Source organism: Streptomyces sp. CB02261 (assembly GCF_001905665.1).
Classification (GTDB): domain Bacteria; phylum Actinomycetota; class Actinomycetes; order Streptomycetales; family Streptomycetaceae; genus Streptomyces.
The window spans coordinates 21,938-46,019 of the sequence record NZ_LIVX01000011.1 but is presented as its reverse complement, the minus strand read 5'-3'; the positions used below and the strand labels follow the sequence as shown (position 1 = coordinate 46,019).

Below are 24,082 nucleotides of genomic sequence, written 5' to 3'. Positions count from 1 at the left end.
TCGATTCTTGCCCCAAACAGGTGAGGTCGGTACGGGGAGGTAGACTTAATCGTGTCTGGCCGGACGCAGGCCCGCGCGTGCCCTGAGCGAACCTGTGTGGGATGCCGGGAGCGAGCGGCCAAGAGCGATCTGCTGCGGATCGTGGTGAGCAAGGACGAGTGCGTTCCTGATCATCGCGGTACGCTGCCCGGCCGGGGTGCGTACCTGCACCCCGCCGTGGTCTGTCTCGACCTGGCGGTCCGTCGCCGGGCGTTGCCGAGGGCCTTCAAGGTCCAGGGCCCGCTCGACACCACGGAACTCCGTCACCACGTCGAGCGGTCGGCACCGCAGTGAACAAGAAGTACGGCACGGAACACCGTGCGGTCAGGTACCTCGCGAGTTGGAAGTAGGTCGAGATTGCGATGAGCACTCGATGAGTACGCGATGAGTACGCCCATGAAGTAGCGACGGTCCGGCGGTAACCGGACCTCACAAAGGAGCAAAGTGGCTAAGGTCCGGGTATACGAACTCGCCAAGGAGTTCGGTGTGGAGAGCAAGGTCGTCATGGCCAAGCTCCAAGAACTCGGTGAATTCGTCCGTTCGGCGTCCTCGACGATCGAGGCGCCGGTCGTGCGCAAGTTGACTGACGCTTTGCAGGGCCCCGGTGGCAACGCCGGCAAGTCCCCTGCCAAGCCCGGCGCGCCCCGCAAGGCAGCGCCTTCCCCCGCCGCGCCGAAGCCGGCGCCGGCCTCCCCCGCGCCGTCCCCGGCGCAGGCGTCCCGTCCCGCCGCCCCGAAGCCTGGAGCGCCCACCCCGGCGCCCAAGCCCGCGGCCGCGGAGAAGCCCGCGACTCCGGCTCCCGCCGGCTCGTCGCGTCCCACCCCGGGTCCGAAGCCCCCGGCCGCGCCGAAGCCGGCGCCGGCCTCCCCGGCTCCGACGACCCCGGAGTTCACCGCGCCTCCGTCGGCTCCTGCCGCCGGTCAGCAGCGTCCCGCCGGCGCGACCCCGGGCCCCCGCCCGGCCGCCCGTCCGGGCCAGCAGGCGCCCCGCCCGCAGGGCCAGGGTGCGCAGCGCCCCGGCGGCCAGCAGGCCCCCCGTCCGGGCGGTGCCCGTCCGGCCGGTCCCCGTCCGGGCAACAACCCCTTCACCTCGGGTGGCTCCACCGGCATGGCGCGTCCGCAGACGCCCCGTCCGGGTGGCGGCGCTCCCCGTCCCGGCGGCCCCGGTGCCGTTCCGGGCGCCCCGCGTCCGCAGGGCGGCCCCGGCGGCGCTCCGCGCCCGCAGGGTCAGGGCGGCGCCCGTCCCACCCCCGGTGGCATGCCTCGTCCGCAGGCTCCCCGTCCGGGCGGCGCGCCCGGCGGTAACCGTCCCAACCCGGGCATGATGCCGCAGCGTCCCGCTGCCGGCCCGCGTCCCGGTCCCGGCGGCGGTGGCCGTGGTCCCGGTGGCCCCGGCGGCCGTCCGGGTGGTCCCGGCGGTGGCGGCGGCGGTCGTCCCGGCTTCGCCGGTCGTCCGGCCGGTCCCGGCGGTGGCGGCGGCGGCTTCGCCGGTCGTCCCGGTGGCCCCGGTGGCGGCGGCGGTCGTCCGGGTGGTCCCGGCGGTGGCGGCGGCTTCGGCGGTCGTCCCGGTGGCTTCGGTGGCCGTCCCGGTGGTCCGGGTGGACGTGGTGGCACGCAGGGCGCCTTCGGTCGCCCCGGCGGCCCCGCGCGTCGCGGTCGCAAGTCGAAGCGGCAGAGGCGTCAGGAGTACGAGGCCATGCAGGCCCCGTCCGTGGGCGGCGTGATGCTTCCCCGCGGTGGCGGCGAGGTCATCCGACTGTCGCGTGGTGCCTCCCTCACCGACTTCGCCGAGAAGATCGGCGCCAACCCGGCGTCGCTCGTCGCGGTGATGATGAACCTCGGTGAGATGGTCACGGCGACGCAGTCCGTCTCCGACGACACGCTGACGATGCTCGGCGAGGAGATGAACTACACCGTTCAGATCGTCTCGCCGGAGGAAGAGGACCGCGAGCTCCTCGAGTCCTTCGACATCGAGTTCGGCGAGGACGAGGGCGGCGAAGAGGCTCTGGTCTCCCGTCCGCCGGTCGTCACCGTCATGGGTCACGTCGACCACGGTAAGACCCGACTTCTCGACGCGATCCGCAAGACGAACGTCGTCGCGGGCGAGGCCGGTGGCATCACCCAGCACATCGGTGCCTACCAGGTGGGTACCGAGGTCAACGGCGAAGAGCGTCGCATCACCTTCATCGACACCCCGGGTCACGAGGCGTTCACCGCCATGCGTGCCCGTGGTGCGAAGTCGACCGACATCGCGATCCTCGTGGTCGCGGCCAACGACGGCGTCATGCCGCAGACGATCGAGGCGCTCAACCACGCCAAGGCCGCCGGCGTCCCGATCGTCGTCGCGGTCAACAAGATCGACGTCGAGGGTGCCGACCCGACCAAGGTCCGCGGTCAGCTGACCGAGTTCGGTCTGGTGGCCGAGGAGTACGGCGGCGACACCATGTTCGTCGACATCTCCGCCAAGCAGGGTCTGCACATCGACTCCCTGCTCGAGGCCGTCGTCCTCACCGCCGACGCCTCGCTCGACCTGCGGGCCAACCCGAACCAGGACGCGCAGGGCATCGCGATCGAGTCCCACCTCGACCGTGGTCGCGGTGCGGTCTCGACCGTCCTGGTCCAGCGCGGAACGCTGCGCATCGGCGACACCGTGGTGGTCGGCGACGCGTACGGCCGCGTCCGGGCGATGCTCGACGACAAGGGCAACAACGTCGAGGAGGCGACCCCGTCGACTCCCGTCCTGGTGCTCGGTCTCACCAACGTGCCGGGTGCCGGCGACAACCTCCTGGTGGTCGACGAGGACCGTACGGCGCGTCAGATCGCCGAGAAGCGCGCTGCGCGTGAGCGCAACGCCGCCTTCGCCAAGCGCGTCCGCCGGGTGTCCCTCGAGGACCTCGACAAGGTGCTCAAGGCCGGTCTCGTCCAGGAACTCAACCTCATCATCAAGGGCGACGCGTCCGGTGCGGTCGAAGCCCTCGAGGCCTCGCTGCTCCAGCTCGACGTCGGCGAAGAGGTCGACATCCGTGTCCTGCACCGCGGTGTGGGTGCGGTCACCGAGTCGGACATCGACCTGGCCATGGGCTCCGACGCCATCGTCATCGGCTACAACGTCCGTGCGGCCGGCCGTGCCGCGCAGATGGCGGAGCGCGAGGGCGTCGACGTCCGGTACTACTCGGTCATCTACCAGGCGATCGAGGAGATCGAGGCGGCGCTCAAGGGCCTCCTCAAGCCGGAGTACGAAGAGGTCGAGCTCGGTACGGCGGAGATCCGCGAGGTCTTCCGCTCGTCCAAGCTGGGCAACATCGCCGGTGTCCTCATCCGCTCCGGCGAGGTCAAGCGCAACACCAAGGCGCGCCTCGTCCGCGACGGCAAGGTCATCGCCGAGGACCTCACGATCCACGGTCTGCGCCGCTTCAAGGACGACGTCACCGAGATCCGCGAAGGCTTCGAGGGCGGTATCAACCTCGGAAACTTCAACGACATCAAGATCGACGACGTCATCGCGACGTACGAGATGCGCGAGAAGCCGCGCGCCTGATCGCGTCCGATCGCACGCGTGAGCCGGGGCCGGTCGGCGGAAAGTATTCCGTCGATCGGCCCCGGCCGTTGCGTGTACGGTTTCCGGTGTCCCCGCCGAGCGGTCGGCGGGCACATCGAACCCGAACCGGCGGGACATCCGGACACACATGTATGTGGGGACACTGTCCTTCGATCTGCTCCTCGGCGACGTTCGTTCGTTGAAGGAGAAACGCTCCGTCGTCAAGCCGATCGTCGCCGAGCTCCAGCGGAAGTTCGCGGTGAGCGTGGCGGAGGTCGGCGGCCAGAACCTCCACCGACGGGCCGAGATCGGCGTCGCGATGGTGTCGGGGGACACGGGACACCTCAACGACGTACTGGACCGGTGCGAGCGGCTCGTCGCCGCCCGCCCCGAGGTGGAGCTGCTGTCGGTGCGCCGCAGGCTCCACACTGATGAAGACTGATTTGAGCAAGGCGAAGAAGGAGAAGGACCAGTGGCCGACAACGCGCGGGCGAAGAAGCTGGCAGACCTCATCCGGGAGGTGGTCGCCGAGAAGCTGCAGCGCGGCATCAAGGACCCCCGCCTGGGTACGCACGTGACCATCACGGACACCCGCGTCACCGGCGACCTGCGGGAGGCCACGGTCTTCTACACGGTCTACGGCGACGACGAGGACCGGGCGAGCGCCGCGGCCGGCCTGGAGAGCGCCAAGGGCATCCTCCGTTCGGCCGTCGGCCGGGCGGCCGGGACCAAGTTCACCCCGACGCTGACCTTCGTGGCCGACGCCCTCCCGGAGAACGCCAAGACCATCGAGGACCTCCTCGACAAGGCGCGGGCCTCGGACGAGCAGGTGCGGGAGGCGTCCTCGGGCGCCACCTTCGCCGGTGACGCCGACCCCTACAAGAAGCCGGGCGAGGACGAAGCCGCCGAATGAGCAACGCAGCAAAGACTCCCGACGGCCTTGTCATCGTCGACAAGCCGTCGGGATTCACCTCGCACGACGTCGTGGCCAAGATGCGCGGGATCGCGAAGACCCGCAGGGTCGGCCACGCGGGCACGCTCGACCCCATGGCCACCGGCGTCCTCGTCCTCGGCGTGGAGCGGGCCACCAAGCTCCTCGGTCACCTCGCGCTGACCGAGAAGGAGTACCTGGGCACCATCCGCCTGGGCCAGACGACGATCACCGACGACGCCGAGGGCGAGATCACGGCGTCGGTCGACGCTTCGAAGGTCACCCGCGAAGGCATCGACGCGGGCGTCGCCGAGCTGACCGGCGCCATCATGCAGGTGCCGTCGAAGGTCTCCGCGATCAAGATCGACGGCAAGCGGTCCTACGCGCGCGTGCGCGGCGGCGAGGAGTTCGAGATCCCGGCCCGCCCGGTCACCGTCTCCTCCTTCCAGGTGTACGACGTCCGCGAGGCGACCGCCGAGGACGGGACCCCCGTCGTCGACCTGGTCGTCTCCGTCGTCTGCTCCTCCGGTACGTACATCCGGGCGCTCGCCCGCGACCTCGGCGCCGGGCTCGGCGTGGGCGGGCACCTGACCGCGCTGCGCCGCACCCGGGTCGGCCCGTACAAGCTGGACTCGGCGAAGACGCTCGACCAGCTCCAGCAGGAGCTGACGGTCATGCCGGTCGCCGACGCCGCCACGGCGGCGTTCCCCCGGTGGGAGGTCGACGAGAAGCGGGCCCAGCTGCTGCTCAACGGCGTCCGCCTGGAGATGCCGGCGTACCCGGCGGGCCCCGTGGCGGTCTTCGGACCGGACGGGAAGCTGCTCGCGCTGGTCGAGGACCAGCGCGGCAAGGCCAAGAGTCTCGCCGTCTTCGGCTGAGCCGACCGGCTCCGACGCTCCGGTGGGGCGGGCACGCGCGCGTGCCCGCCCCACGTCGTTCCCCCGGGAGAGACTGTCCGGCGGAACGCCGAAGAATCACCCCATCGGGGAGGCGCTCGGAGTGAACGGGGGAGTGCCAGGGGGCGCGTTCGCCCGCGGGCGCCTCGGAGTGATCACCGGCGACCTACCGTCGTCACCATGGGACGCGGGGACCTGGCGACGCTGGTACGGATCTGCGATCAGGCGGGCCGGCCGCGCGGCACCGGATTCCTCGCCGACCACCACGGAACGGTCGTCACCAGTCACGAAGCCGTCGACGGGCTCAGCCGTGTCCTCCTGCACGCCCCAGGCGACCGGACCTGGCTCGCCGAGGGCGAGGCCGTCACCCCTCTGCCGGAGAGCGGCCTCGCCCTCGTACGGACCGAGGGCCTCGGCCTCCGCCCGCTGCCCGTCGCGACCCGCCCCGAGGTGGAACCCGGTACGTACGTGCGGATCGCCGCCCACGGCTGGCGCGAGGCGCGCGTGCTCGGCCCCGCCGCCGTCACGTACGCCGCCACCGACCGCTTCCACGCCGTCGCCGACGCCCTCGAACTCGCCATCGGCACCGAGGGCGCCGAAGCCCTCCGGTTCGGCGGAGAGGCCGCCGGCGGACCCGTCCTCGACACCACCACCGGCACCGTCCTCGCCGTCCTCGGCAGCGCCCTGCACGGCGACCGCAAAGCCGCCGGATACGCGGTCCCGCTCCGGCCCGAAGGCGCCCTCGCCGACCTGCTGCGGCGCAACGCGGCGACCGTCCCCGCCTACGGACCCGACCTGAACCTCGCCGGGATCCTCGAACTCACCGCCACCTCCACCGGACCCGTACGGGACCCCGACCCCTGGCCCGAGCCCGTCGAACGCCCCGAATGCGTCCGCGAGTTCGCCCGCCTCACCGCGGGCGACGCACCCGTCCTCGCGCTCGTCGGCGCCCCCGGCACCGGCCGTACCACGGCTCTCGCCGCCCTCTGCGCCCGCCGCGCCCGGGGCGTCGAGCCCGCCCCCACGGTCCGGCTGCGCGGTGCCGACCTGCGCGCCGAGGACCGCTCCCTCGCCGACGCCGTCGGCCGCGCCCTGCACCAGGCGGGCCGTATCGTCGCCGCCTCCGGGGCGCCCGGCGACACCACGGTCGCCACTCCGGAACGGGCCGCCGCCCTCGCCCGCGACGCGGGCCGCCCGCTCCTCGTCGTCCTCGACGGCCCCGAGGAGATGCCACCGCTCCTCGCCCACCGGCTCGGCGACTGGACGGCGGCCACCGAGGACTGGCTCCGCGCCCACCACGTCCGGCTCGTCACCGCCTGCCGGCCCGAGCACTGGGAACTGGCCGGCGCCCTCTACACCCCGGGCACCCTCCACCGGCCGGCGACCGGAGCCGGGGACGGGCCGCCCGCGCTCGCCCTCGGGCCGTACTCCGAGGGGGAGGCACGGGCCGTACGCGAGGGGTACGGGCTCGCCGAGACGGACCTCGCCGAGGCCGACGCCCGCCACCCCCTCGCGCTGCGGCTGCTCGCGGAGGTGCGGGCCGCGCTGCCGGCGGACGTGCCGGGGCGGCCCGGACGCGAGGAGATCTTCACCGCCTACCTGGACCTGCTGTGCCTGCGGATCGCCGTCCGGATCGCCGCCGGCTCCCGGCCGCTCGTCCGGGGCACCGCCGTACGCCGGCTCGCCGCGCGCGTGACAGGACAGGTCCACGAGGCGGCCCGCCGGTGCCTCGGCCCCGGACACGGCGTCCTCGACCGGGCCTCGTTCGAGGAGCTCTTCCCCTGGCGGGACGGCTGGGCCTCCGCCGTCCTCACCGAGGGCCTCCTCGTCCCCGCGGGCTCGGGCTACCGCTTCGCCCACGAGGAACTCGCGGACTGGGTCCAGGCGGCCCACCTGGACCTCGACACGGCCCTGCACGCCCTCCTCTTCGAGGGAACGGCGGACCCGGACCCGGGGGACCTGGCCGGGACGGTGGCGGGGGCGGAGGACCTGGACGGGAGGGGCCCCGGGGCGGCGGCCTCGGGTCCGGGAGACGGGGACGGGCCGGCCGTGCCCGACTCTGCCGGGCCGGCTGGCCCGGGGTCGGGTGGGCCGGGCCTGTCGGGTGTCTCCGGTGGGTCGGTCGGGGCCGCGTCGTCGGGTCCGGGGGACCGGTACGGGCCGGCTGGCCCGGGGTCGGGTGGGCCGGGCCTGTCGGGTGTCTCCGGTGGGTCGGTCGGGGCTGCGGCGTCGGGTCCGGGGGACCGGTACGGGATGAGCGTGCCTGTCGGGTCGGCCGGCCCGACGTCGGGGGAACCCGGCCTGTCGGGTGTGTCCGGGGGGCCGTCGGCGGCGGCGTCGGGGCCGGCCGGCCGGGGCAGGCGGTCGCTCGGCACGGGCCTCCGCGCGCTCGACGCTGTTCCCGCGACCCGCGGGTTCGTCGCCGCGCGGCCCGCGGGGGCAGCGGTGCCGGCCGGAGCGGGGCCCGCGGCGTCGGTGGGCGGGCTCACCGCCCCCGCCGAATCCCCCCTTCCCCCCGCCCCCGGCGCGGCGCCCGTGGTGCCCCGGCAGAGGGTCGTCGTCGAGGAGGCGGCGGCCCGGGGCGCGGCCGGTGGGGGCGGCTCGGCCGCGCCCGTCCCGCGGCACCGCATCGGGCCCGTCCTCCAGGCGCTGCTGCTGCTCCACCACGACCGGGGCCCCGCCGCCCTCGTCCCGAGGCTCGCCGTGCTCGCCGACGCCCTCGGCCGCTTCGCGGACGAGGGCCGTGAGGCCTCCGGTGACGGGCCTTGGTGGGCCTCACGGCTGCTCCGGGAGAGCGTGCGGCGGCTGCCGGACCCCCGGCCGTACCTGCCCGCGCTGCGGCTCCTCGCCGACCGGATCGGCGGCCGGGCCGAGCGGCACACCGTGTTCGCCGCGTTCGGGCCGGAGTTCTGGCAGGGGCTCGCGCTCGGTGAGGACGAGCGGATCGATCTGCTGCGGCGGCTCGTGCCCGCCGACCCCCCGTCCGGCCCGGAGACCGCCGGCGACCGGAGTCTCGACGCCGTCGCCGGGATGCTCGCCGCCGACCCCCGGGGCGTCCAGCCGCTCCTCTGCCGCTGGTTCTCCGACGACCGTCCCGTCCCCGCCGCCCCGCACGCGACCGTCGCCACCGCAGCCCAGGCCCTGCTGCACACCCATCGGGCGCTCGCCGTCGACGACCTGTGCGAGGCCCTCGTCGCCACCGCGCATCCGCTCGCCGACGGTCTCCTCGCCGCCCTCGCCGAGGACGAGCCCGCGGCCGTCTGCCGCGCCGTCGACCGGTGGGCGCACGACGACGGGCGCCCGGAGCGGCGTGTCGCCGCCGCCACGTACGGCCATCTGGTCGCCGGTCACGCCGCCACCTCCGCCGACCGCGAACTCCTCCGCTTCGCCGCCCTCGCCCTGCTCGCCCGCCCCGGGGACCAGGCCCTCCACGGCGCCGCCCTCGGCCTCCTGATCCGCGACCCGCACACCCGCGCCCGTCATCTGCCGCGCGCCCTCGCCGAGCCCCGGGTGCCCGCCGAGGCCCTCGTCGAGGCCCTGGCGGCCGACCCGGGACCGGTGCTCGCCGCCCTCGGGGCCCGGCTGCACGGCACGGGCGAGGCCCCGGCAGCCACCCTGCGCGCCCTCGCCGAGGTCGACGCGCCCGCGCTCGCCCGACGGATCGCCGCGCTCGTCCGCGACTACGTCGCCCGGCACCCCGAGGGCGCAGGGCACGTGGCCGCCTTCGTCGACCGGCGGTTCGAGGACGGCCCGGCGGCGCGGTCCGTGCTCTTCCCGCTGGTCGCCGGGCTCATCCGGGGCCGCCCCGCCCCGGTTCGCCGCGCCCTCGCGCCCGTCCTCGCCGCCCCCGGCACCGGCGCCTCCCGCCATCTGCGGGCCGAGCTGCTCGACGTACTCCTCGAACACGAGCGGTACGAGGCCGAGACGGGGGACCTCACCGTCCTGGAGGCCCTCCTGACGGCCGCCGCCGAGGGCGCGGAGCGCCGCAGCGAGCCGCGTACGAGGGAACTCACCCACCGGGTCGGCACCCTGTGGACCCGTACCCCCGAAGCCGCGGGGCGGCTGGACGCGGCCCTCGCGGGACTCGCCCGCGCCCGGCCCCCGTTCGCCGCTCTGATCGCCCGGTGGACGGTCGCCGCCCCCGCCGAGTGGGTGCCGCTGCTCGGCCCCGAGAGCCTCCAGGCCCTGCGGCACCACGGCACTTCCATGCCGATGCGAACCGACGGCCGTGGGCATGGCAGTCTTAGACCTGCGTAATCGGCGAACAGGCGGACGAGGAGCGGTCACAGTGCAGCGCTGGCGTGGCTTGGAGGACATTCCCCAGGACTGGGGACGCAGCGTCGTCACCATCGGCTCCTACGACGGTGTGCACCGCGGTCACCAGCTGATCATCGGGCGGGCCGTCGAGCGGGCCCGGGAGCTCGGTGTGCCGTCCGTCGTGGTCACCTTCGACCCGCACCCCTCCGAGGTCGTACGGCCGGGCAGCCACCCGCCGCTGCTCGCCCCGCACCACCGGCGCGCCGAGCTGATGGCCGGCCTCGGGGTGGACGCGGTGCTCGTGCTGCCGTTCACCGCAGAGTTCTCCCAGCTGTCCCCGGCCGACTTCATCGTCAAGGTGCTCGTCGACAAGCTGCACGCGAAGGCCGTCATCGAGGGCCCCAACTTCCGCTTCGGACACCGGGCCGCCGGGAACGTCGCCTTCCTGTCCGAGCTCGGCGCCACCTACGACTACGAGGTCGAGGTCATCGACCTGTTCGTCAGCGGCTCGGCGGGCGGCGGCCAGCCCTTCTCCTCCACCCTCACCCGCCGGCTCGTCGCCGAGGGCGACATGGCCGGGGCGGGCGAGATCCTGGGCCGCCCGCACCGGGTCGAGGGCGTCGTGGTCCGCGGCGCGCAGCGCGGCCGCGAGCTCGGCTTCCCGACGGCGAACGTCGAGACCCTCCCGCACACCGCGATCCCGGCGGACGGCGTCTACGCGGGCTGGCTGACGGCCGCGGGCGAGCGGATGCCGGCCGCCATCTCGGTCGGCACGAACCCGCAGTTCGACGGCACGGAGCGGACGGTCGAGGCGTACGCGATCGACCGCGAGGGGCTCGACCTGTACGGGCTGCACGTGGCCGTGGACTTCCTGGAGTACGTGCGCGGGATGCTGAAGTTCGACACCCTGGACGACCTGCTCCAGGCGATGGCGGGCGACGTGAAGCGCTGCCGGGAGCTGACGGAGGCGTACGACCGGGAGCACCACCCCACGGTCTGAGACCGACCTGAGCGAAGAGCGGGCGTCCTCCCACCGGAGGGCGCCCGCTCGTCCGTCACCGCCTCACCAGGTGACGAGGAGTTCCCGCGGGCCTCGGATCAGCCCCTTCGACTGCCACACCACGTCCTCGGGCCGCCCCGCGAGCCGCAGCTCCGGATAGCGCCGCAGCAGCGTCGACAGCATCACCTCGGACTCCATGCGGGTGAGCATCGCGCCCATGCAGTGGTGCGGACCGTGCCCGAAGGAGACGTGCCCGACGCCCTCCCGGTCGAAGTCGAGGGTGTGCGGGTCCTCGAAGACCTCCGGGTCCCGGTTGGCCGCGAGGTAGGAGGCGTACACCGCCTCGCCCGCCCGGATGGTCACCCCGCCGACCTCGACGTCCTCCGTCGCGATCCGCGGCAGCCCGACTCCGTTGCGGTGCGGGATCCAGCGCAGCAGTTCGTCCACGGCCCGGGGCAGCAGCTCCGGCTCGGCGCGCAGCCGGTCCGCCAGCTCCGGCCGGGTGAGCAGCACGTACACCATGTTGGCGCTGTTGTTCCGTACCGCGTGGGCGCCGCTGATCAGGATCGCCATGGCCAGCGAGACGGCCTCGTCGCCGGTGATCCGGCCCTCCGCGAGGGCCTCCGCGAGCTCTCCCGCCAGATCGTCCCGGGGCTCGGCGCGACGCCGGTCGAGCAGCCGGGTGACGTAGCCGCGGATCTGGGCCTTGGCGGCCCTGCTGCTCTCCGGGCCGGGGCCCGACGACAGGATGAGGTCGGGCCAGGAGGCCAGTTCCGCCCGGTCCTCCTCGGGGACGCCGAGCAGGTCGCACACCACCGCCATCGGCAGCGGGCCGTGCAGGTGCTTCATCAGGTCGGCGGGGCGGCCGGCCGCCTCCATCGCGTCGAGGAAGCGGTCGGTGCTCGCCTGGGTCAGCGGACGGAGCCGCCCGGTGCTCCGTCCGGTGAAGGTCTTGGTCACCGCCTTGCGGAGCTGGGTGTGGTACGGCGGATCGGCGTAGTTGAGCGCGGCCTTCGAGGCCACCATGTGCCCGGTCATCCCGGTGACCTGACGGTCGAGGAGAGCCGTCCGGCTGAACCGGGGGTCGGAGGTCACCGTGCGCACGTCCTCGTACCGCGTCACGAGCCAGGCCTCGTTCTCCGCGGTGAACGGCAGCCGGATGCGGGCGACGGGCTCCTTGACCAGGAGCTCGGCGAGCAGCGGGTCGAAGGCGAGGGCGGGGAGGTCGTCGACGGCCCAGGTGTGGGCGGGCGGCGGTGGTGCCGGTGCGGCGGTCGCCCCCTCGGAGGGTGACGCGGCTGAGGTCGGTCCGGCGATCGTCTCGGAGGTCATGACGTGCCTTGTTCCCGGCGGCGGACGGCGTCGATGCGCCGACCGTCGACAGCCCCCCGGACGGAGCACGCCCCCGCCATTCGGACCCTCACTCAGGGTAGCCATACGGACGCGTACGCGGTTGCGGGGTCGCGATCATCGGGTGAGTGTGGGCGGCAGCTCACGAACGAGACGAAGGAGCGAGTGTCGTGGTGACCTTGTGCAAGCCCGCGGTGTCCGTGCCCGAGCACGTGATCACGATGGAGGAGACCCTCGACCTCGCCCGCTCACGCCATGAGGGGCATCCCCAACTGGCCCTGGCGCTCCGCCTGATCAGCAACACCGGGGTGGCCCGCCGTCACCTCGTCCAGCCCGTCGAGGAGACCCTGAGGCATCCCGGCTTCGAGGAACGCAATCTCCGCTACGAGGCGGAGGCCAAGGCGCGGGTCCCGGCGGTCGTCCGTGAGGCCCTGGAGAACGCGGCGCTGCGCCCGGCGGACATCGACATGATCGTCTACGTGTCGTGCACGGGCTTCATGATGCCCTCCATGACCGCCTGGATGATCAACACGATGGGCTTCCCCAGCCACACCCGCCAGGTCCCCATCGCGCAGCTCGGCTGCGCCGCAGGCGGAGCGGCGATCAACCGGGCGCACGACTTCTGCATGGCGTACCCCGACGCCAACGTCCTGATCGTGGCCTGCGAGTTCTGCTCGCTCTGCTACCAGCCCACCGACATCGGCGTCGGCTCGCTGCTCTCCAACGGCCTGTTCGGCGACGCCGTCGCCGCCGCCGTGGTGCGCGGCCGGGGCGGCACCGGGATCGCCCTGGAGCGCAACAGCTCCCACCTCGTGCCCGACACCGAGGACTGGATCGCCTACAGCGTCCGCGCCACCGGCTTCCACTTCCTGCTCGACAAGCGGGTGCCCGCCACGATGGAACCCCTGGCCCCGGCGCTCCGAGAGATCGCGGGCGCGCACGGCTGGGACGTCGGGGCGCTGGACTTCTACATCGTCCACGCCGGCGGTCCGCGCATCCTCGACGACCTGAGCCGCTTCCTCGACGTGCCGCCGGAGGTCTTCCGGTTCAGCCGCGCCACGCTCACGGAGTACGGCAACATCGCCAGCGCCGTCGTCCTCGACGCCGTCCGCCGGCTCTTCGAGGAAGGCGGGCAGCCCGAGGGCGCGCGCGGCATCCTCGCCGGTTTCGGCCCCGGGATCACCGCCGAGATGTGCGTCGGACGGTGGGCCGGGGCGCCCCTCACACCCGAGCCGAGCCTCGGCGCCCGCCGCATCGTGGGCTATGCGCCGCCGTTCCGGCCGGTCCGCACGGCCGCCTGAACGCCGACCACCGCCGATCCCGTCGCGCACCGCGCTTGCCATGGACGTCGCGTCCCCAGAACCGCCCGAGCAGAGGAGAGCCGCATGTCCGCCACGCCACCGCCCCGCCGCAGGCGCCACCAGGCCCTGCGAGGCCCCGCCGCGCTCACCGCGCTGCTCGCCGGAGCGGCCGCCGCCACGCTCGCCGGCGCGCCCGCCGAGGCCGCCGCGCGCGCCGGGCGCGTGCCGATGCACCAGTGCTGGGTGAACGGGGTGTCCGCCCCGCCCGGCGAGATCGTGAGCGGCACCAACGGCGACGACCACATCTTCTGCGACAGCGACCTGGAGAACGTCACCGTCTGGGGCGGCTACGGCAACGACATGATCGAGGTGCGCGGCCTGGTCATCGACTCGGCCGTGATGGGAGGCGAGGGCGACGACGTCATCCGCGCCAAGCACCTCGTCCCGCAGAACGCCTCCAGCATGGTCCGCGGCAACCGGGGCAACGACATCATCAAGGTCGCCACCGTCGCCGGCGACGGCGCGACGCGCGGCGCGGTCGTCCACGGCGACGACGGCGACGACAAGATCACCACCGGTTCGGTCACCGGCCCGCCCGGCAGGTTCAACCGGGGCGGTGGCATCGTCACCGGCAACGACGGCATCGACACGATCAAGGTCGGCACGATCGACTTCTCCGGCCGGGTCCTCGGTGGCAGCGAGGCCGACGTCATCGAGGCGGCGGGCCTCGGCCCCGAGTCCGGCGGCCTCATCCAGGCCGGGCCCGGCGACGACCGGATCAGCGGCCCCGACGGAGCGGTCCTGACCGTCGGCCCCCACTGGGGTTCCGTCGACGCCGGCGTCGGCAAGGACACCTGCGTGGTGAAGTCGGTCTCCACCCGCACGTCCATCAGCTCCTGCGAGGAGCTCCCGAAGACGCCACCCACGGACGGCACGGGGAAGCCCACGAAGCCGACGGACCCGTCGGCCGGGCACCCCACGAAGCCGCCGCACCCGGCGGACACGGCGGCGGGGCAGGCCGCGAAGCCGACGGACCCGTCGGCGGGGCGCCCGCCGCACCCCGCGGACACGGTGGCAGGGCAGGCCGCGAAGCCGGACACGGTGGCCGGGAACGCCGTGAAGCCCGCGGACCCGTCGCCGGAGCAGGCCGTGAACCCCGTGAAGCCCGCGGACCCGTCGGCCGGCCGCCTTACGAAGCCCGAGAACCCCTCGGCCGCCCGCCCCACCAGGCCCGAGCCCTCCAACCCCTCGGCCGGCCGCCCCACGAAGCCTGAGAGCCCCTCGGCCGGCCGTCTCACGAAGCCCGAGACCCCCTCGGCCGCCCGCCCCACCCGGCCCGCGACGCACCTGAAGCCCGCGGACACGGCGGTCCAGCACCCCGCGAAGCCGGCGGACACGGCGGCCGGGAAGGTCGCCGCGCCCGCGGCTCGCTGAGCCCACCCGGTCACGTGGCCTGGCCCGGTCGCCGGTCCTGCCCGCCGCGGAGTCCGGCGGCTCAGACCACGGCTTCCCGCCGTACCCAGTGGCAGGCCGCCTCCTGCGCCCCGCCACCACCGAGGACCGGCAGCCCCTCGCCCCGGCAGCGGTCCGCGACCGCCGTCGCCTCGCCCGACGCGAGGACCTGACAGCGGACGTGGAAACGACAGCCGGCGGGGATGCGGGACGGGTCCGGAGGCTCACCGGTCAGCACCACCGGAGCGCCCCCGGACTCCGGGAGCACCGAGAGCAGCGCCCGCGTGTACGGGTGCTGCGGCCGGGTCAGTACGGACTCGACCGAGCCCGTCTCCACGACCCGGCCCAGGTACATCACCGCCACCCGGTCCGCGATGTTCCACGCGAGCCCGAGGTCGTGCGTCACCACCAGCGCGGAGAGCCCTAGTTCGTCCCGCAGGCGCAGCAACAGCGCCAGGATCTCGCCCCGTACGGACGCGTCGAGGGAGGCCACCGGCTCGTCGGCGACGATGAGTTCGGGCTCCAGGACCAGCGCCCCCGCGATGACGACCCGCTGCCGCTGGCCGCCGGACAGCTCGTGCGGATAGCGCAGGAAGAAGCGCTCCGGCGGGCGCAGCCCGGCCCGTGCGAGGGCCCCGGCGACCGCGTCCCGCTCGTCGCCCGCCGACCGGTGGACCCCGTGGATCCGCAGCCCCTCCGCCACCGCGTCGTACACGGTGTGCCGGGGGTTCAGCGAACCGCTCGGGTCCTGGAGGACCAGCTGCGCCCGCTTCCGGTAGGCCTTGAGGGCCGCGGAGGAGTACCCGAGCGGCTGCCCGTCGAAGGCGACCGTCCCCGACGTGGGCCGGACCAGGCCGAGCAGTGAGCGCGCGAGGGTCGTCTTGCCGCAGCCCGACTCCCCGACGAGGGCCACGATCTCGCCCGCGCCGATGTCGAGGTCCACCCCGTCGACCGCGCGCGCGACCGGCGCGCCCCGCCGCCCGGGGAAGGTGACGTGAAGGCCGCGGGCCGACAGCAGCGGCCGCGCGGATGTCCCCGTACTCATGACGCACTCCCCACATGGACGCAGGCGGCCCGGTGCCCGGTGCCCGCCTCCCGCAGTTCCTGGTCGTGCTCCCCGCAGGCGGCGACCGCCACCGGGCAGCGCGGATGGAAGGTGCAGCCGCCGGGCAGGTCCGCCGGGTCCGGCGGGTCGCCCGGCAGTCCGCGCGGCGCCCGCCGGGACGCGAGGTCGCCGACGCGCGGGAACGCCGAGGACAGTGCCCGCCCGTAGGGGTGCTCCGCGGCCTCGTACACCGCGCGCGCCGGCCCCTCCTCGACGATCCGGCCCGCGTACATCACGGCGAGCCGGTCGCAGGTGTCGGCGAGGACCGCCAGGTCGTGACTGATCATCAGGAGGCTGATGGACTGCTCGGCGACGAGCCGCTCGATCAGCCGCAGGATCTGCGCCTGGATCATCACGTCGAGCGCGGTCGTCGGCTCGTCCGCGACGATCAGCCGCGGGTCGCAGGCCAGGGCCATCGCGATCATCACCCGTTGCCGCTGCCCGCCGGACAGCTCGTGCGGATAGGCGGCCGCCCGGGCGGCGGGCAGCCCGACGTGTTCGAGGAGTTCCCCGGCCCGCCTGCGGGCGGCCGCGGGGGTCGCGTGGCCGTGGACGAGCAACGGCTCCGCGACCTGGTCCCCGATCCGGTGCACCGCGTTGAGCGAGTGCATCGCGCCCTGGAAGACGATCGAGGTGCCCGCCCAGCGCACGGCCCGCAGCCGTCCCCACGTCATGGTGAGGACGTCGTCGCCGTCGAGGAGGATCCGGCCCTCGATCCGCGCCGAGGCCGGAAGGAGCCGCAGCAGCGCGAGGGCGAGCGTGGATTTGCCGCAGCCGGACTCGCCCGCCACGCCCAGCTTGCTGCCCGCCTCCAGGGTGAGGTCGACCCCGCGTACGGCGGGCACGGCGTTCACGCCCGAGCCGTACGTCACCCGCAGGTCCCGGACGTCGAGGAGGCTCATCGCCCCACCCCCAGCTTCGGGTTGAGCACGGACTCGACCGCGCGGCCGCACAGGGTGAACGCGAGCGCGACCAGGGCGATGGCGATGCCGGGCGGGGCCAGGTACCACCAGTGCCCGGAGGAGACCGCGCCCGCCTCGCGCGCGTCCTGGAGCATCCCGCCCCAGGACACCACCGTCGGGTCGCCGAGCCCGAGGAAGGCGAGGGTCGCCTCGGTGAGGATGGCGGTGGAGATGCCGAGCGTGGTCTGCGCGAGCACCAGCGGCATCACGTTCGGCAGCACGTGTCGGGTCATGACGTGCCCGTGGCCGCCGCCGAGCGCGGTGGCCCGCTCGATGTACGGACGGGACTCGACCGCGATCGTCTGGGCCCGCACCAGGCGGGCGGTGGTCGGCCAGGAGGTCACGCCGATGGCCAGGATCACCGTCCACATCGACCGTGACATGACGGTGGCGAGCACGATCGCGAGGACCAGGGCCGGCATGACGAGGAACCAGTCGGTGATCCGCATGACGACGGTCGAGAACCAGCCGCCGTAGTGCCCGGCGACGATCCCCACCAGGGTGCCGATGGCGACCGAGAGGGTCGCCGCCAGGAGGCCGACGAGCAGCGAGATCCGCGCCCCCCAGATCAGCAGGCCGAGCAGTGAACGCCCGAACTGGTCGGTGCCCAGGGGGAACTCCGCGCTCGGAGCCTCCAGGGCCGTCCCGGTGGCCTTCGTCACCGACTGCACGTCGGCGCCGACGAGCAGCGGGGCGGTGAGGGCGAGCAGGGCGATCAGCGCGAGACCGGCGAGGCCGTACAGGCCGGCGCGGTGGGAGCGGTAGCCGCGCCAGAAGCGGGACGCCGTGTGCCGTCGGCGCTGCCACGCGAGCGAGGAGGCGGAGGCGGCGGGAGTCGGAGAGGTCATCGGCCCACCCGGGGGTCGAGCAGCGGATAGAGCAGGTCGGCGATCAGGTTCATCAGGATCATCGCTCCGGCGAAGACCACGAACAGGCCCTGCACGAGCGGCAGGTCGGGCACGCTGAGCGCCTGGTAGAACAGCCCGCCGAGCCCCGGCCAGGAGAACACCGTCTCCACCAGGATCGATCCGGCGGCCACATGGCCCAGATTGATGAAGATCATCGTGACGGTCGGCAGGAGCGCGTTCGGCACGGCGTGGCGGCGCCGGACGGCGTCGTCGCGCAGCCCCTTCGCCCGCGCGGTGGTCAGATAGTCGCCGCCCATCTCGTCGAGCAGCGAGGAGCGCATCACCAGCAGGGTCTGCGCGTAGCCGACCGCCACGAGCGTGACGACCGGCAGCACCAGATGGTGGGCGACGTCGAGGACGTACGCGAGCCCGGTCTCGCCGGTGCCCGACTCCATGCCGCCGGTCGGGAAGAGCCCCGGGACCGGGCCCATGCCGACGGAGAACACGATGATGAGCAGCAGCCCGAGCCAGAAGGAGGGCACCGACCACAGGGTCAGCGCGATCCCGGTGTTCAGCTTGTCGCCGAGGCCGCCGTGGCGCCAGGCCGAGCGGGTGCCGAGCCAGAGCCCGAGCGCCGAGTAGATCACCACGGCGACCCCGGTGAGCAGCAGCGTCGCGGGCAGCTTCTCCGCGATCAGCTCCCCGACGGGGGTGCGGAACTGGAACGAGGTGCCGAGGTCGCCGCTCAGCGCCTTGGCGCAGTAGTCGGTGAACTGCTGCCACAGCGGCAGATCGAGCCCGAACTGCCGTCGGAGAGTCGCGAGTTGCTCGGCCGAGGTGGGCACGCCGTGCGTCATGGCCTTCACCGGGTCACCGGGGATGATCCGGAAGAGGAAGAAGCTGGTGACCAGCACGGCGAAGAGCGAGACGAACGCGCCGCCCAGCTTCCCCGCCGCGTGACGGAGATAGCCGAGGGAGGAACCGGTGCGGGGTGCGCCGTCCGTGACGCGGGCCTTCTCGGCCCGCGGCACGTCGGCGGCGGTGCTTGCCGTCGTCACGGTCCTACTCGCGGTCGTCAGCGGTGGAGCGGCGGCGCAGACCGAGGACGACGCCGGCGCCGACCAGGAGCACCACGGCGGCGCCGACGCCGACGATCACCCCGGTGGACGAGCCGCCGTCGGAGTCGGTGGACCCGGTCGCGGGCACGGCCGACCACCAGCTCCAGTAGCCGTCCTGGCCCCACAGGTTTCCTGCGGCCTCGGGCATGGTCGTGATGGACGCGATCTGGTCCGTGCGGTACGCCTCCAGGGCGTTCGGGTAGGCCATGATGTTCATGTACCCCGTGTCGTACAGCCGGGACTGCATCCGCTTCACCAGATCCGCCCGCTTGGCGGCGTCGTACTCCACCGCCTGCTGCGCGTAGAGCGTGTCGAACTCCTTGTCGCAGATGAAGTTGTCCGTGGCCCCGGAGTCCTTCGGCGTCGCCGGGAGCGTGCCGCAGGTGTGGATCGACAGGACGTAGTCCGGGTCGGGGTTGACCGACCAGCCGTCGAAGGCCAGGTCGTAGTCGCCCTTGACCCACGGGTCGGAGACGCTGTCCAGGCACTCGACCTTCAGGCCGATGCCGAGCTTGCCCCACCACTCCTGGAGGTACTTGCCGATCGCCTTGTCGTTCGGGTCGGTGGCGTGGCACAGGATGCGGAAGTCCAGCGGCTTGCCGTCCTTGCCGACGCGCCTGCCGTCGGCGTTCTTGCGGTAGCCGGCCGCGTCGAGGACCTTCGCGGCCCCGGCCGGGTCGTAGGCCCGCTTCTGGGTGGCCTCCGGCTTCCAGAAGTACGAGCCGAAGCGCGGCGGGATGTAGCCCTCGCCCTCGACGGCGTGCCCCTGGAAGACCTTGTCGACGATGGTCGTCCGGTCGACGGCGAGGAAGAGCGCCTTGCGGACCGCCGGGTCGAGCAGCGCCTTGTGACCGTTGCCGAAGGTCTTCCCGTCCTTGGCCCGCGCGCCCGGGTTGGTGGCGATGGCGAAGAAGCGGCGGCCGGGGGCGTCGTTGACCTTGATGTTCTTCTGCGTCTTGAGCGCGTCGGCCTGGGCGGGCGTCAGGTTCGGGACGAAGGACACCTCGCCCTTCTGGAGGGCGGCGACGGCCGCGTCCCCGTCCTTGTAGTACTTGAAGACCAGCTCGTCGAACTTCGGCGCGCCCCGCCAGAACGTCTTGTTCGGCTTGAGCTTGATGTACTGGTCGACCTTGAAGTCGGTGATGACGAAGGGGCCGTTCCCGACGATGGGGAACTGCTTGTCGTTGTTGAACTTCGAGAAGTCGCCCACCTTCTCCCAGACGTGCTTCGGCACGATCGGCACGTCGAGCGCCGTCATCGTCGCCTGGGGCTTCTTGAGCCGGATGACGAGCGTCCGCGGGTCGGGCGCGGTGACCTGCGCGAAGTTGGCCGTGAAGCTGCCGTTGGCGGTGGCCGCGTTCGGGTCGGTCATCATCTTGTTGAAGGTCCAGGCCGCGTCCTCGGCGGTGGCCGGCTTCCCGTCGGACCAGGTCGAGTCCTCGCGGATCGTGTACGTCCACGTCAGCTTGTCCGGCGAGGAGTTCCACGCGGTCGCCAGGCCCGGGACGGGTCGGGCGTCCTTCGCGTCGTAGTTGGTCAGGTACTCATAGGCCAGCCGGTGGATGCTCGTCGAGGTGAGCTTCTGGGCGAGGAACGGGCTCAGCGAGTCGATGCTCTGCGAGACGGCGACGGTGAGCGTGTTCCCGGTGGCCGCCTTGTCGTCCTCGGCGGCGGCGGTACCGGGGACGGCCACGAGCGAGACGGCGGTGACACCGGAGGCGAGCAGCAGACGGAGTGCTCGGGGGGCGGGGGTGCGGCGGGGTGGAGCCTTCGTGACCATGACCATGGGACGTGACCTCGCGTCGGGGGATCTGTCGTGGATCTTGGGCTGAGGGTGGGTGAAGCGAAGGTGTATCAGCGGTGGTCTGCCGTCGTCAACGATCCGTCAAACCCCGTGTGGGCTGCGGGAATGCCGAGAGGCCCCGTACCGGTGAACCGGTACGGGGCCTCATTGGTCTACTCCTGTGACGCCTTACTGCTGAGGGGCTGGCGGTGCCTGCGGAGGCTGCTGCCGGTGCCAGTGCGGGGGCGGGACCTGGGGCTGTCCCTGATCCTGCCCGGGCGCGGAACCGGTGCCGTGATCCTGCGGATCGGCCTGCGGGGGCAGCGGCTGACCGGGCGCCGGCTGCTGCCAGCCCTGGGGCATCCCGGGCTGCCCGGGAGGCGCGCCGAACGGCTGTCCGGGCGCGGGCTGTGCTCCGTACGGCTGACCCGGGGCGGGCTGTGCTCCGTACGGCTGTCCGGGCGCGGGCTGCCCCGGCATCGGCTGACCGGGCATGGGCTGCGCCGCGTACGGCTGTCCTGGCGCGGGCTGCGCGCCGTAGGGCTGGCCCGGCTGCGGCTGGCCGTAGGGCTGCTGCGGCGGGTACGGCTGACCGGGCGCGGGCGGGCCTCCGTACGGCTGACCCGGCACGGGCTGGCCGGGCGCGAACTGCCCCGGCACCTGCTGCCCGGGCATCGGCTGTCCCGGCATCTGGTGTCCGGGCATCGGCGGGGCCATGTGCGGAGGCATCGCGCCCTGGCCGTCGCCGGTCCAGAGCCCCTGCGCCTGCTGGGCCCGCACGAAGTCCTCGGCGACCATCGCCGAGAGGTGGAAGTACGCCTCCCGGGTCTTCGGCCGCATCATGTCGAGGTCCACCTCGGCGCCGGCCGACAGGTGCTCGTCGAAGGGCACCACCACGACGCCGCGGCAGCGGGTCTGGAAGTGCTGCACGATGTCCTCGACCTTGATCATCTTGCCGGTCTCGCGGACCCCGGAGATGACCGTGATGGAGCGCTGCACCAGGTCCGCGTAGCCGTGCGCGGAGAGCCAGTCCAGCGTCGTCGACGCGCTGGAGGCGCCGTCCACGGAGGGCGTGGAGATGATGATCAGCTGATCGGCGAGGTCGAGCACCCCACGCATGGCGCTGTACAGCAGACCCGTGCCCGAGTCCGTGAGGATGATCGGGTACTGCTTGCCCAGGACGTCGATCGCCCGCCGGTAGTCCTCGTCGTTGAAGGTCGTCGAGACGGCCGGGTCGACGTCGTTGGCGAGGATCTCCAGACCGGACGGCGCCTGCGAGGTGAAGCGGCGGATGTCCATGTACGAGTGGAGGTACGGGATCGCCTGCACCAGGTCCCGGATGGTCGCCCCGGTCTCGCGCCGCACCCGGCGGCCCAGGGTGCCCGCGTCCGGGTTGGCGTCGATCGCCAGGATCTTGTCCTGCCGCTCGGTCGCCAGGGTCGCGCCGAGCGCGGTCGTCGTCGTGGTCTTGCCGACACCGCCCTTGAGCGAGATGACCGCGATCCGGTAGCAGGAGAGGACCGGCGTGCGGATCAGCTCCAGCTTGCGCTGCCGCTCCGCCTCCTCCTTCTTCCCGCCGAGCTTGAACCGGGAGGCGGCACCGCCGGGGTTCCGGCTGGACTTGGGCTTCTGCTTGTTGTTGCGCAGCAGGCGGTCGGAGGAGAGCTCCACGGCCGCGTTGTAGCCGAGGGGCGCGCCCGGCACGGACCGCTCGCGCTGGTCGTGCGTCACGGGCGAGGGCCAGGCGGCCCCGGTCCGCGGATCGACGGGCGGCTGCGCGTCGTGCGGCGGCTGGGGTGCGGGGGCCTGCGGGGGTACGGCGGCGGGGTGCGGGTAGCCGTATCCGCCGCCCGGCACCTGGGCCTGCGGCGGCACACCACCGGGGGGCGCCGGCTGTCCCCCTGGGCCCTGCGGCCCGGGAGGTGCCCCCGGCGGGTAGCCGTAACCGCCCTGCTGCGGAGGCGTCCCGGGGTGCGGGAAGCCGTAGCCGCCCGGGGGCGTGGGCTGCTGGGGCGCCTGCGGGTAGCCGTAGGAACCGGGCTGCGGGTGCTGGGGCTGGGACTGGTGCTGGGACTGCGGCTGGGCCGGCGGCTGTGGCTGCGGCTGGTGCTGGGCCTGCGGCGGTACGGCGCCGGGGGCGGCCGGCGCCGGGGGCGCGGGCCAGGCGGCGGCGGGCGGCAGCGGCGCGGCCTGCGGCACCGGCTGGGCGCCCGGGGCCGGCTGCGCGGGCCACTGCTGGGCGGGCCCGGGCGCGGCCGGCTGGAAGGACGGCGGCAGCGGCGGCAGCGCGGCACCGGCGCCCGGCCCCGCGGCGGGCAGGGGCCCTGGAGCGGCACCGGGGCCGAAGCCCTGCGGCGCGTCGGCGGGCGGGTAGGGGGCGGGGGCCACGGGCGGGACGCCGGCGGTTTCGGGCGCGGCTGGCTGGGCGTCCGGGGCCGCGGGGCCGCCGGTGGCCTCGGCGGGCAGCGCGTCGGTGACCGGCGCCGGGTCCGCGTCGGCGCCGACGGTGTCCCCGGCCTCCGGGGTCGCCACGGCATCGGCGGGCGTCTCGACGGCGGACTCGTCGTCGGTGTCGTCGTGGGTGTCCGAGGGGGCGGCAGGGACCGTGCCGTCCGCTCCCGGCCCGGTCCCGTCCGACGACGCGGCCGCCGCGGCAGGGCCGGTGGTCTCGGCGGGGTCGGTGCTCGGGGCGGCGGGTTCGGACTCGGCGGAGGTGCCGTCGGTCGTGCCCCTGGCGGTGGTGCCGTCGACGGTTGCGGCGGGAGCCGATCCGGAGTCCTGGGCCTCGCCCGGCGTCCGGCCCGGGTCGGGCGCGCCCTCCGTGGCGTCCGGCGTCGCGGAGGCCTCCGCCGCACGCTCCGCCATCTCGTGCTGGAGCGCGGCGGGGGAGAAGCGCACGGTCGCGCCGCTCTGGAGGTCACCGGAGGACGCCTCCGGTGCGGAGGCACCCGGCAGTGGCGCCGCCGCCGCAGCACTCGGCAGGGAGCCGTCCGGCACCGACCCGCCGGACGCCGGAGATCCCGGCAGGGAGGCGTCGGCCGAAGCGGCACCAGGCCACGAGCCCCCGGACGCGGAGGCGCCGGACGCCGAGGCGCCGGCGACGGGCGCCGTACCCACCGGAGCCACGCCCACCGGTGCGACCGGAGTCATCGGAGCGGCGGGCAGGACCGGAGCGGCAGGCGTGACCGGAGGAACGGCGACCTCGCCCGTCCCCACCGGCGGAGCCCCCGCGCTCCAGCCGGGCTCGAAGCCGCTGCCCGCCGGGAGCCCCGGCACGGGGAGCGGAGTGCCGCTCGGCGGCGGGGGAGTGACACCGCCCGACCCCGCACCGCCCGACGCGTTCTGCGTGTACCAGGCGGGCGGGGTGTAGTCGATGGTGAACTCACCCGTCATCTCGGCGGGATCCGCGTCGGACTGATCGTCGGCGGGCGGATTCCAACCCCCGTGGATCTCGTCGCGATCGCCGTTCACTTTGCCTCCTGGTGTGGTCGAGCACCCTTGTG

At 73.9% G+C, this 24,082-nt stretch carries 16 protein-coding genes; 9 read left to right on the top strand and 7 right to left on the bottom strand.

All coding sequences use genetic code 11. From position 1 onward, the window contains the following. Positions 1-51 precede the first annotated feature (51 nt). From AMK29_RS29890 to AMK29_RS29855, 7 genes are all read left to right on the top strand, one after another. Entirely contained in the window at positions 52-333 is a 282-nt protein-coding gene (locus AMK29_RS29890) for a YlxR family protein (RefSeq protein ID WP_073818909.1), read from the top strand. A 150-nt stretch (positions 334-483) separates the two neighbouring features. Then, positions 484-3,576, top strand: coding sequence for a translation initiation factor IF-2 (gene infB, locus AMK29_RS29885; RefSeq protein WP_073818907.1), 3,093 nt, complete (start codon positions 484-486; stop codon positions 3,574-3,576). Positions 3,577-3,724: 148 nt separating this feature from the next. Further along, the gene (locus tag AMK29_RS29880; protein ID WP_073818905.1) at positions 3,725-4,018 is read left to right on the top strand and encodes a DUF503 domain-containing protein; all 294 of its coding nucleotides are present in this window, start codon (positions 3,725-3,727) and stop codon (positions 4,016-4,018) included. Positions 4,019-4,048: 30 nt separating this feature from the next. Next, positions 4,049-4,489, top strand: a complete 441-nt coding sequence (gene rbfA, locus AMK29_RS29875; protein WP_073818903.1) for a 30S ribosome-binding factor RbfA — start codon at positions 4,049-4,051, stop codon at positions 4,487-4,489. Further along, positions 4,486-5,385: a tRNA pseudouridine(55) synthase TruB gene (gene truB / locus AMK29_RS29870; protein WP_073818901.1), complete on the top strand. Its 900-nt coding sequence runs from the start codon at positions 4,486-4,488 to the stop codon at positions 5,383-5,385. The genes rbfA and truB overlap by 4 nt, the downstream gene beginning before the upstream one ends. A gap of 198 nt (positions 5,386-5,583) precedes the next feature. Beyond that, positions 5,584-9,660: a serine protease gene (locus AMK29_RS37460; RefSeq protein ID WP_079197189.1), complete on the top strand. Its 4,077-nt coding sequence runs from the start codon at positions 5,584-5,586 to the stop codon at positions 9,658-9,660. A 31-nt stretch (positions 9,661-9,691) separates the two neighbouring features. Continuing rightward, positions 9,692-10,660, top strand: a complete 969-nt coding sequence (locus AMK29_RS29855) for a bifunctional riboflavin kinase/FAD synthetase (protein WP_073818899.1) — start codon at positions 9,692-9,694, stop codon at positions 10,658-10,660. Positions 10,661-10,723: 63 nt separating this feature from the next. Here AMK29_RS29855 and AMK29_RS29850 read toward each other — a convergent pair whose 3' ends face one another. Further along, positions 10,724-11,992, bottom strand: coding sequence for a cytochrome P450 (locus tag AMK29_RS29850; protein WP_073818897.1), 1,269 nt, complete (start codon positions 11,990-11,992; stop codon positions 10,724-10,726). A 188-nt stretch (positions 11,993-12,180) separates the two neighbouring features. Between AMK29_RS29850 and AMK29_RS29845 the strand changes: the two genes are divergently transcribed. Both AMK29_RS29845 and AMK29_RS37705 read left to right on the top strand, forming a co-directional pair. Beyond that, entirely contained in the window at positions 12,181-13,311 is a 1,131-nt protein-coding gene (locus tag AMK29_RS29845) for a type III polyketide synthase (RefSeq protein ID WP_073818895.1), read from the top strand. Positions 13,312-13,395: 84 nt separating this feature from the next. Further along, positions 13,396-14,745, top strand: coding sequence for a calcium-binding protein (locus AMK29_RS37705; RefSeq protein ID WP_073818893.1), 1,350 nt, complete (start codon positions 13,396-13,398; stop codon positions 14,743-14,745). 61 nt (positions 14,746-14,806) lie between these two features. Here the strand turns inward: AMK29_RS37705 and AMK29_RS29835 are convergent, their stop codons facing one another. The 6 genes from AMK29_RS29835 to AMK29_RS29810 form a co-directional block, all read right to left on the bottom strand. Next, positions 14,807-15,808 carry an ABC transporter ATP-binding protein gene (locus tag AMK29_RS29835; RefSeq protein ID WP_073818892.1) on the bottom strand — a complete coding sequence of 334 codons (1,002 nt, stop codon included), beginning with the start codon at positions 15,806-15,808 and terminating at the stop codon, positions 14,807-14,809. Next, on the bottom strand, positions 15,805-16,770 hold the full coding sequence (locus AMK29_RS29830) for an ABC transporter ATP-binding protein (protein ID WP_073818890.1): 966 nt from the start codon (positions 16,768-16,770) through the stop codon (positions 15,805-15,807). Before AMK29_RS29830 ends, AMK29_RS29835 begins: the two co-directional genes overlap by 4 nt. After that, positions 16,767-17,678: an ABC transporter permease gene (locus AMK29_RS29825; protein ID WP_073818889.1), complete on the bottom strand. Its 912-nt coding sequence runs from the start codon at positions 17,676-17,678 to the stop codon at positions 16,767-16,769. The genes AMK29_RS29830 and AMK29_RS29825 overlap by 4 nt, the downstream gene beginning before the upstream one ends. Beyond that, positions 17,675-18,736, bottom strand: coding sequence for an ABC transporter permease (locus tag AMK29_RS29820; RefSeq protein ID WP_073818887.1), 1,062 nt, complete (start codon positions 18,734-18,736; stop codon positions 17,675-17,677). The genes AMK29_RS29825 and AMK29_RS29820 overlap by 4 nt, the downstream gene beginning before the upstream one ends. 4 nt (positions 18,737-18,740) lie before the next feature. Then, entirely contained in the window at positions 18,741-20,576 is a 1,836-nt protein-coding gene (locus tag AMK29_RS29815; protein WP_073819232.1) for an ABC transporter substrate-binding protein, read from the bottom strand. Positions 20,577-20,768: 192 nt separating this feature from the next. Further along, positions 20,769-24,050, bottom strand: a complete 3,282-nt coding sequence (locus tag AMK29_RS29810; protein ID WP_073818886.1) for an SCO5717 family growth-regulating ATPase — start codon at positions 24,048-24,050, stop codon at positions 20,769-20,771. Between the last annotated feature and the right edge of the window lie 32 nt (positions 24,051-24,082).

What these genes read in the sequence shown, in the direction of transcription:
- AMK29_RS29880 (WP_073818905.1), top strand. Translation starts at nt 3,725, where the DNA reads ATGTATGTGGGGACACTGTCCTTCGATCTGCTCCTCGGCGACGTTCGT.
- truB (WP_073818901.1), top strand. Translation starts at nt 4,486, where the DNA reads ATGAGCAACGCAGCAAAGACTCCCGACGGCCTTGTCATCGTCGACAAG.
- AMK29_RS37460 (WP_079197189.1), top strand. Translation starts at nt 5,584, where the DNA reads ATGGGACGCGGGGACCTGGCGACGCTGGTACGGATCTGCGATCAGGCG.
- AMK29_RS29850 (WP_073818897.1), bottom strand. Translation starts at nt 11,992, where the DNA reads ATGACCTCCGAGACGATCGCCGGACCGACCTCAGCCGCGTCACCCTCC.
- AMK29_RS37705 (WP_073818893.1), top strand. Translation starts at nt 13,396, where the DNA reads ATGTCCGCCACGCCACCGCCCCGCCGCAGGCGCCACCAGGCCCTGCGA.
- AMK29_RS29835 (WP_073818892.1), bottom strand. Translation starts at nt 15,808, where the DNA reads ATGAGTACGGGGACATCCGCGCGGCCGCTGCTGTCGGCCCGCGGCCTT.
- AMK29_RS29830 (WP_073818890.1), bottom strand. Translation starts at nt 16,770, where the DNA reads ATGAGCCTCCTCGACGTCCGGGACCTGCGGGTGACGTACGGCTCGGGC.
- AMK29_RS29825 (WP_073818889.1), bottom strand. Translation starts at nt 17,678, where the DNA reads ATGACCTCTCCGACTCCCGCCGCCTCCGCCTCCTCGCTCGCGTGGCAG.
- AMK29_RS29815 (WP_073819232.1), bottom strand. Translation starts at nt 20,576, where the DNA reads ATGGTCACGAAGGCTCCACCCCGCCGCACCCCCGCCCCCCGAGCACTC.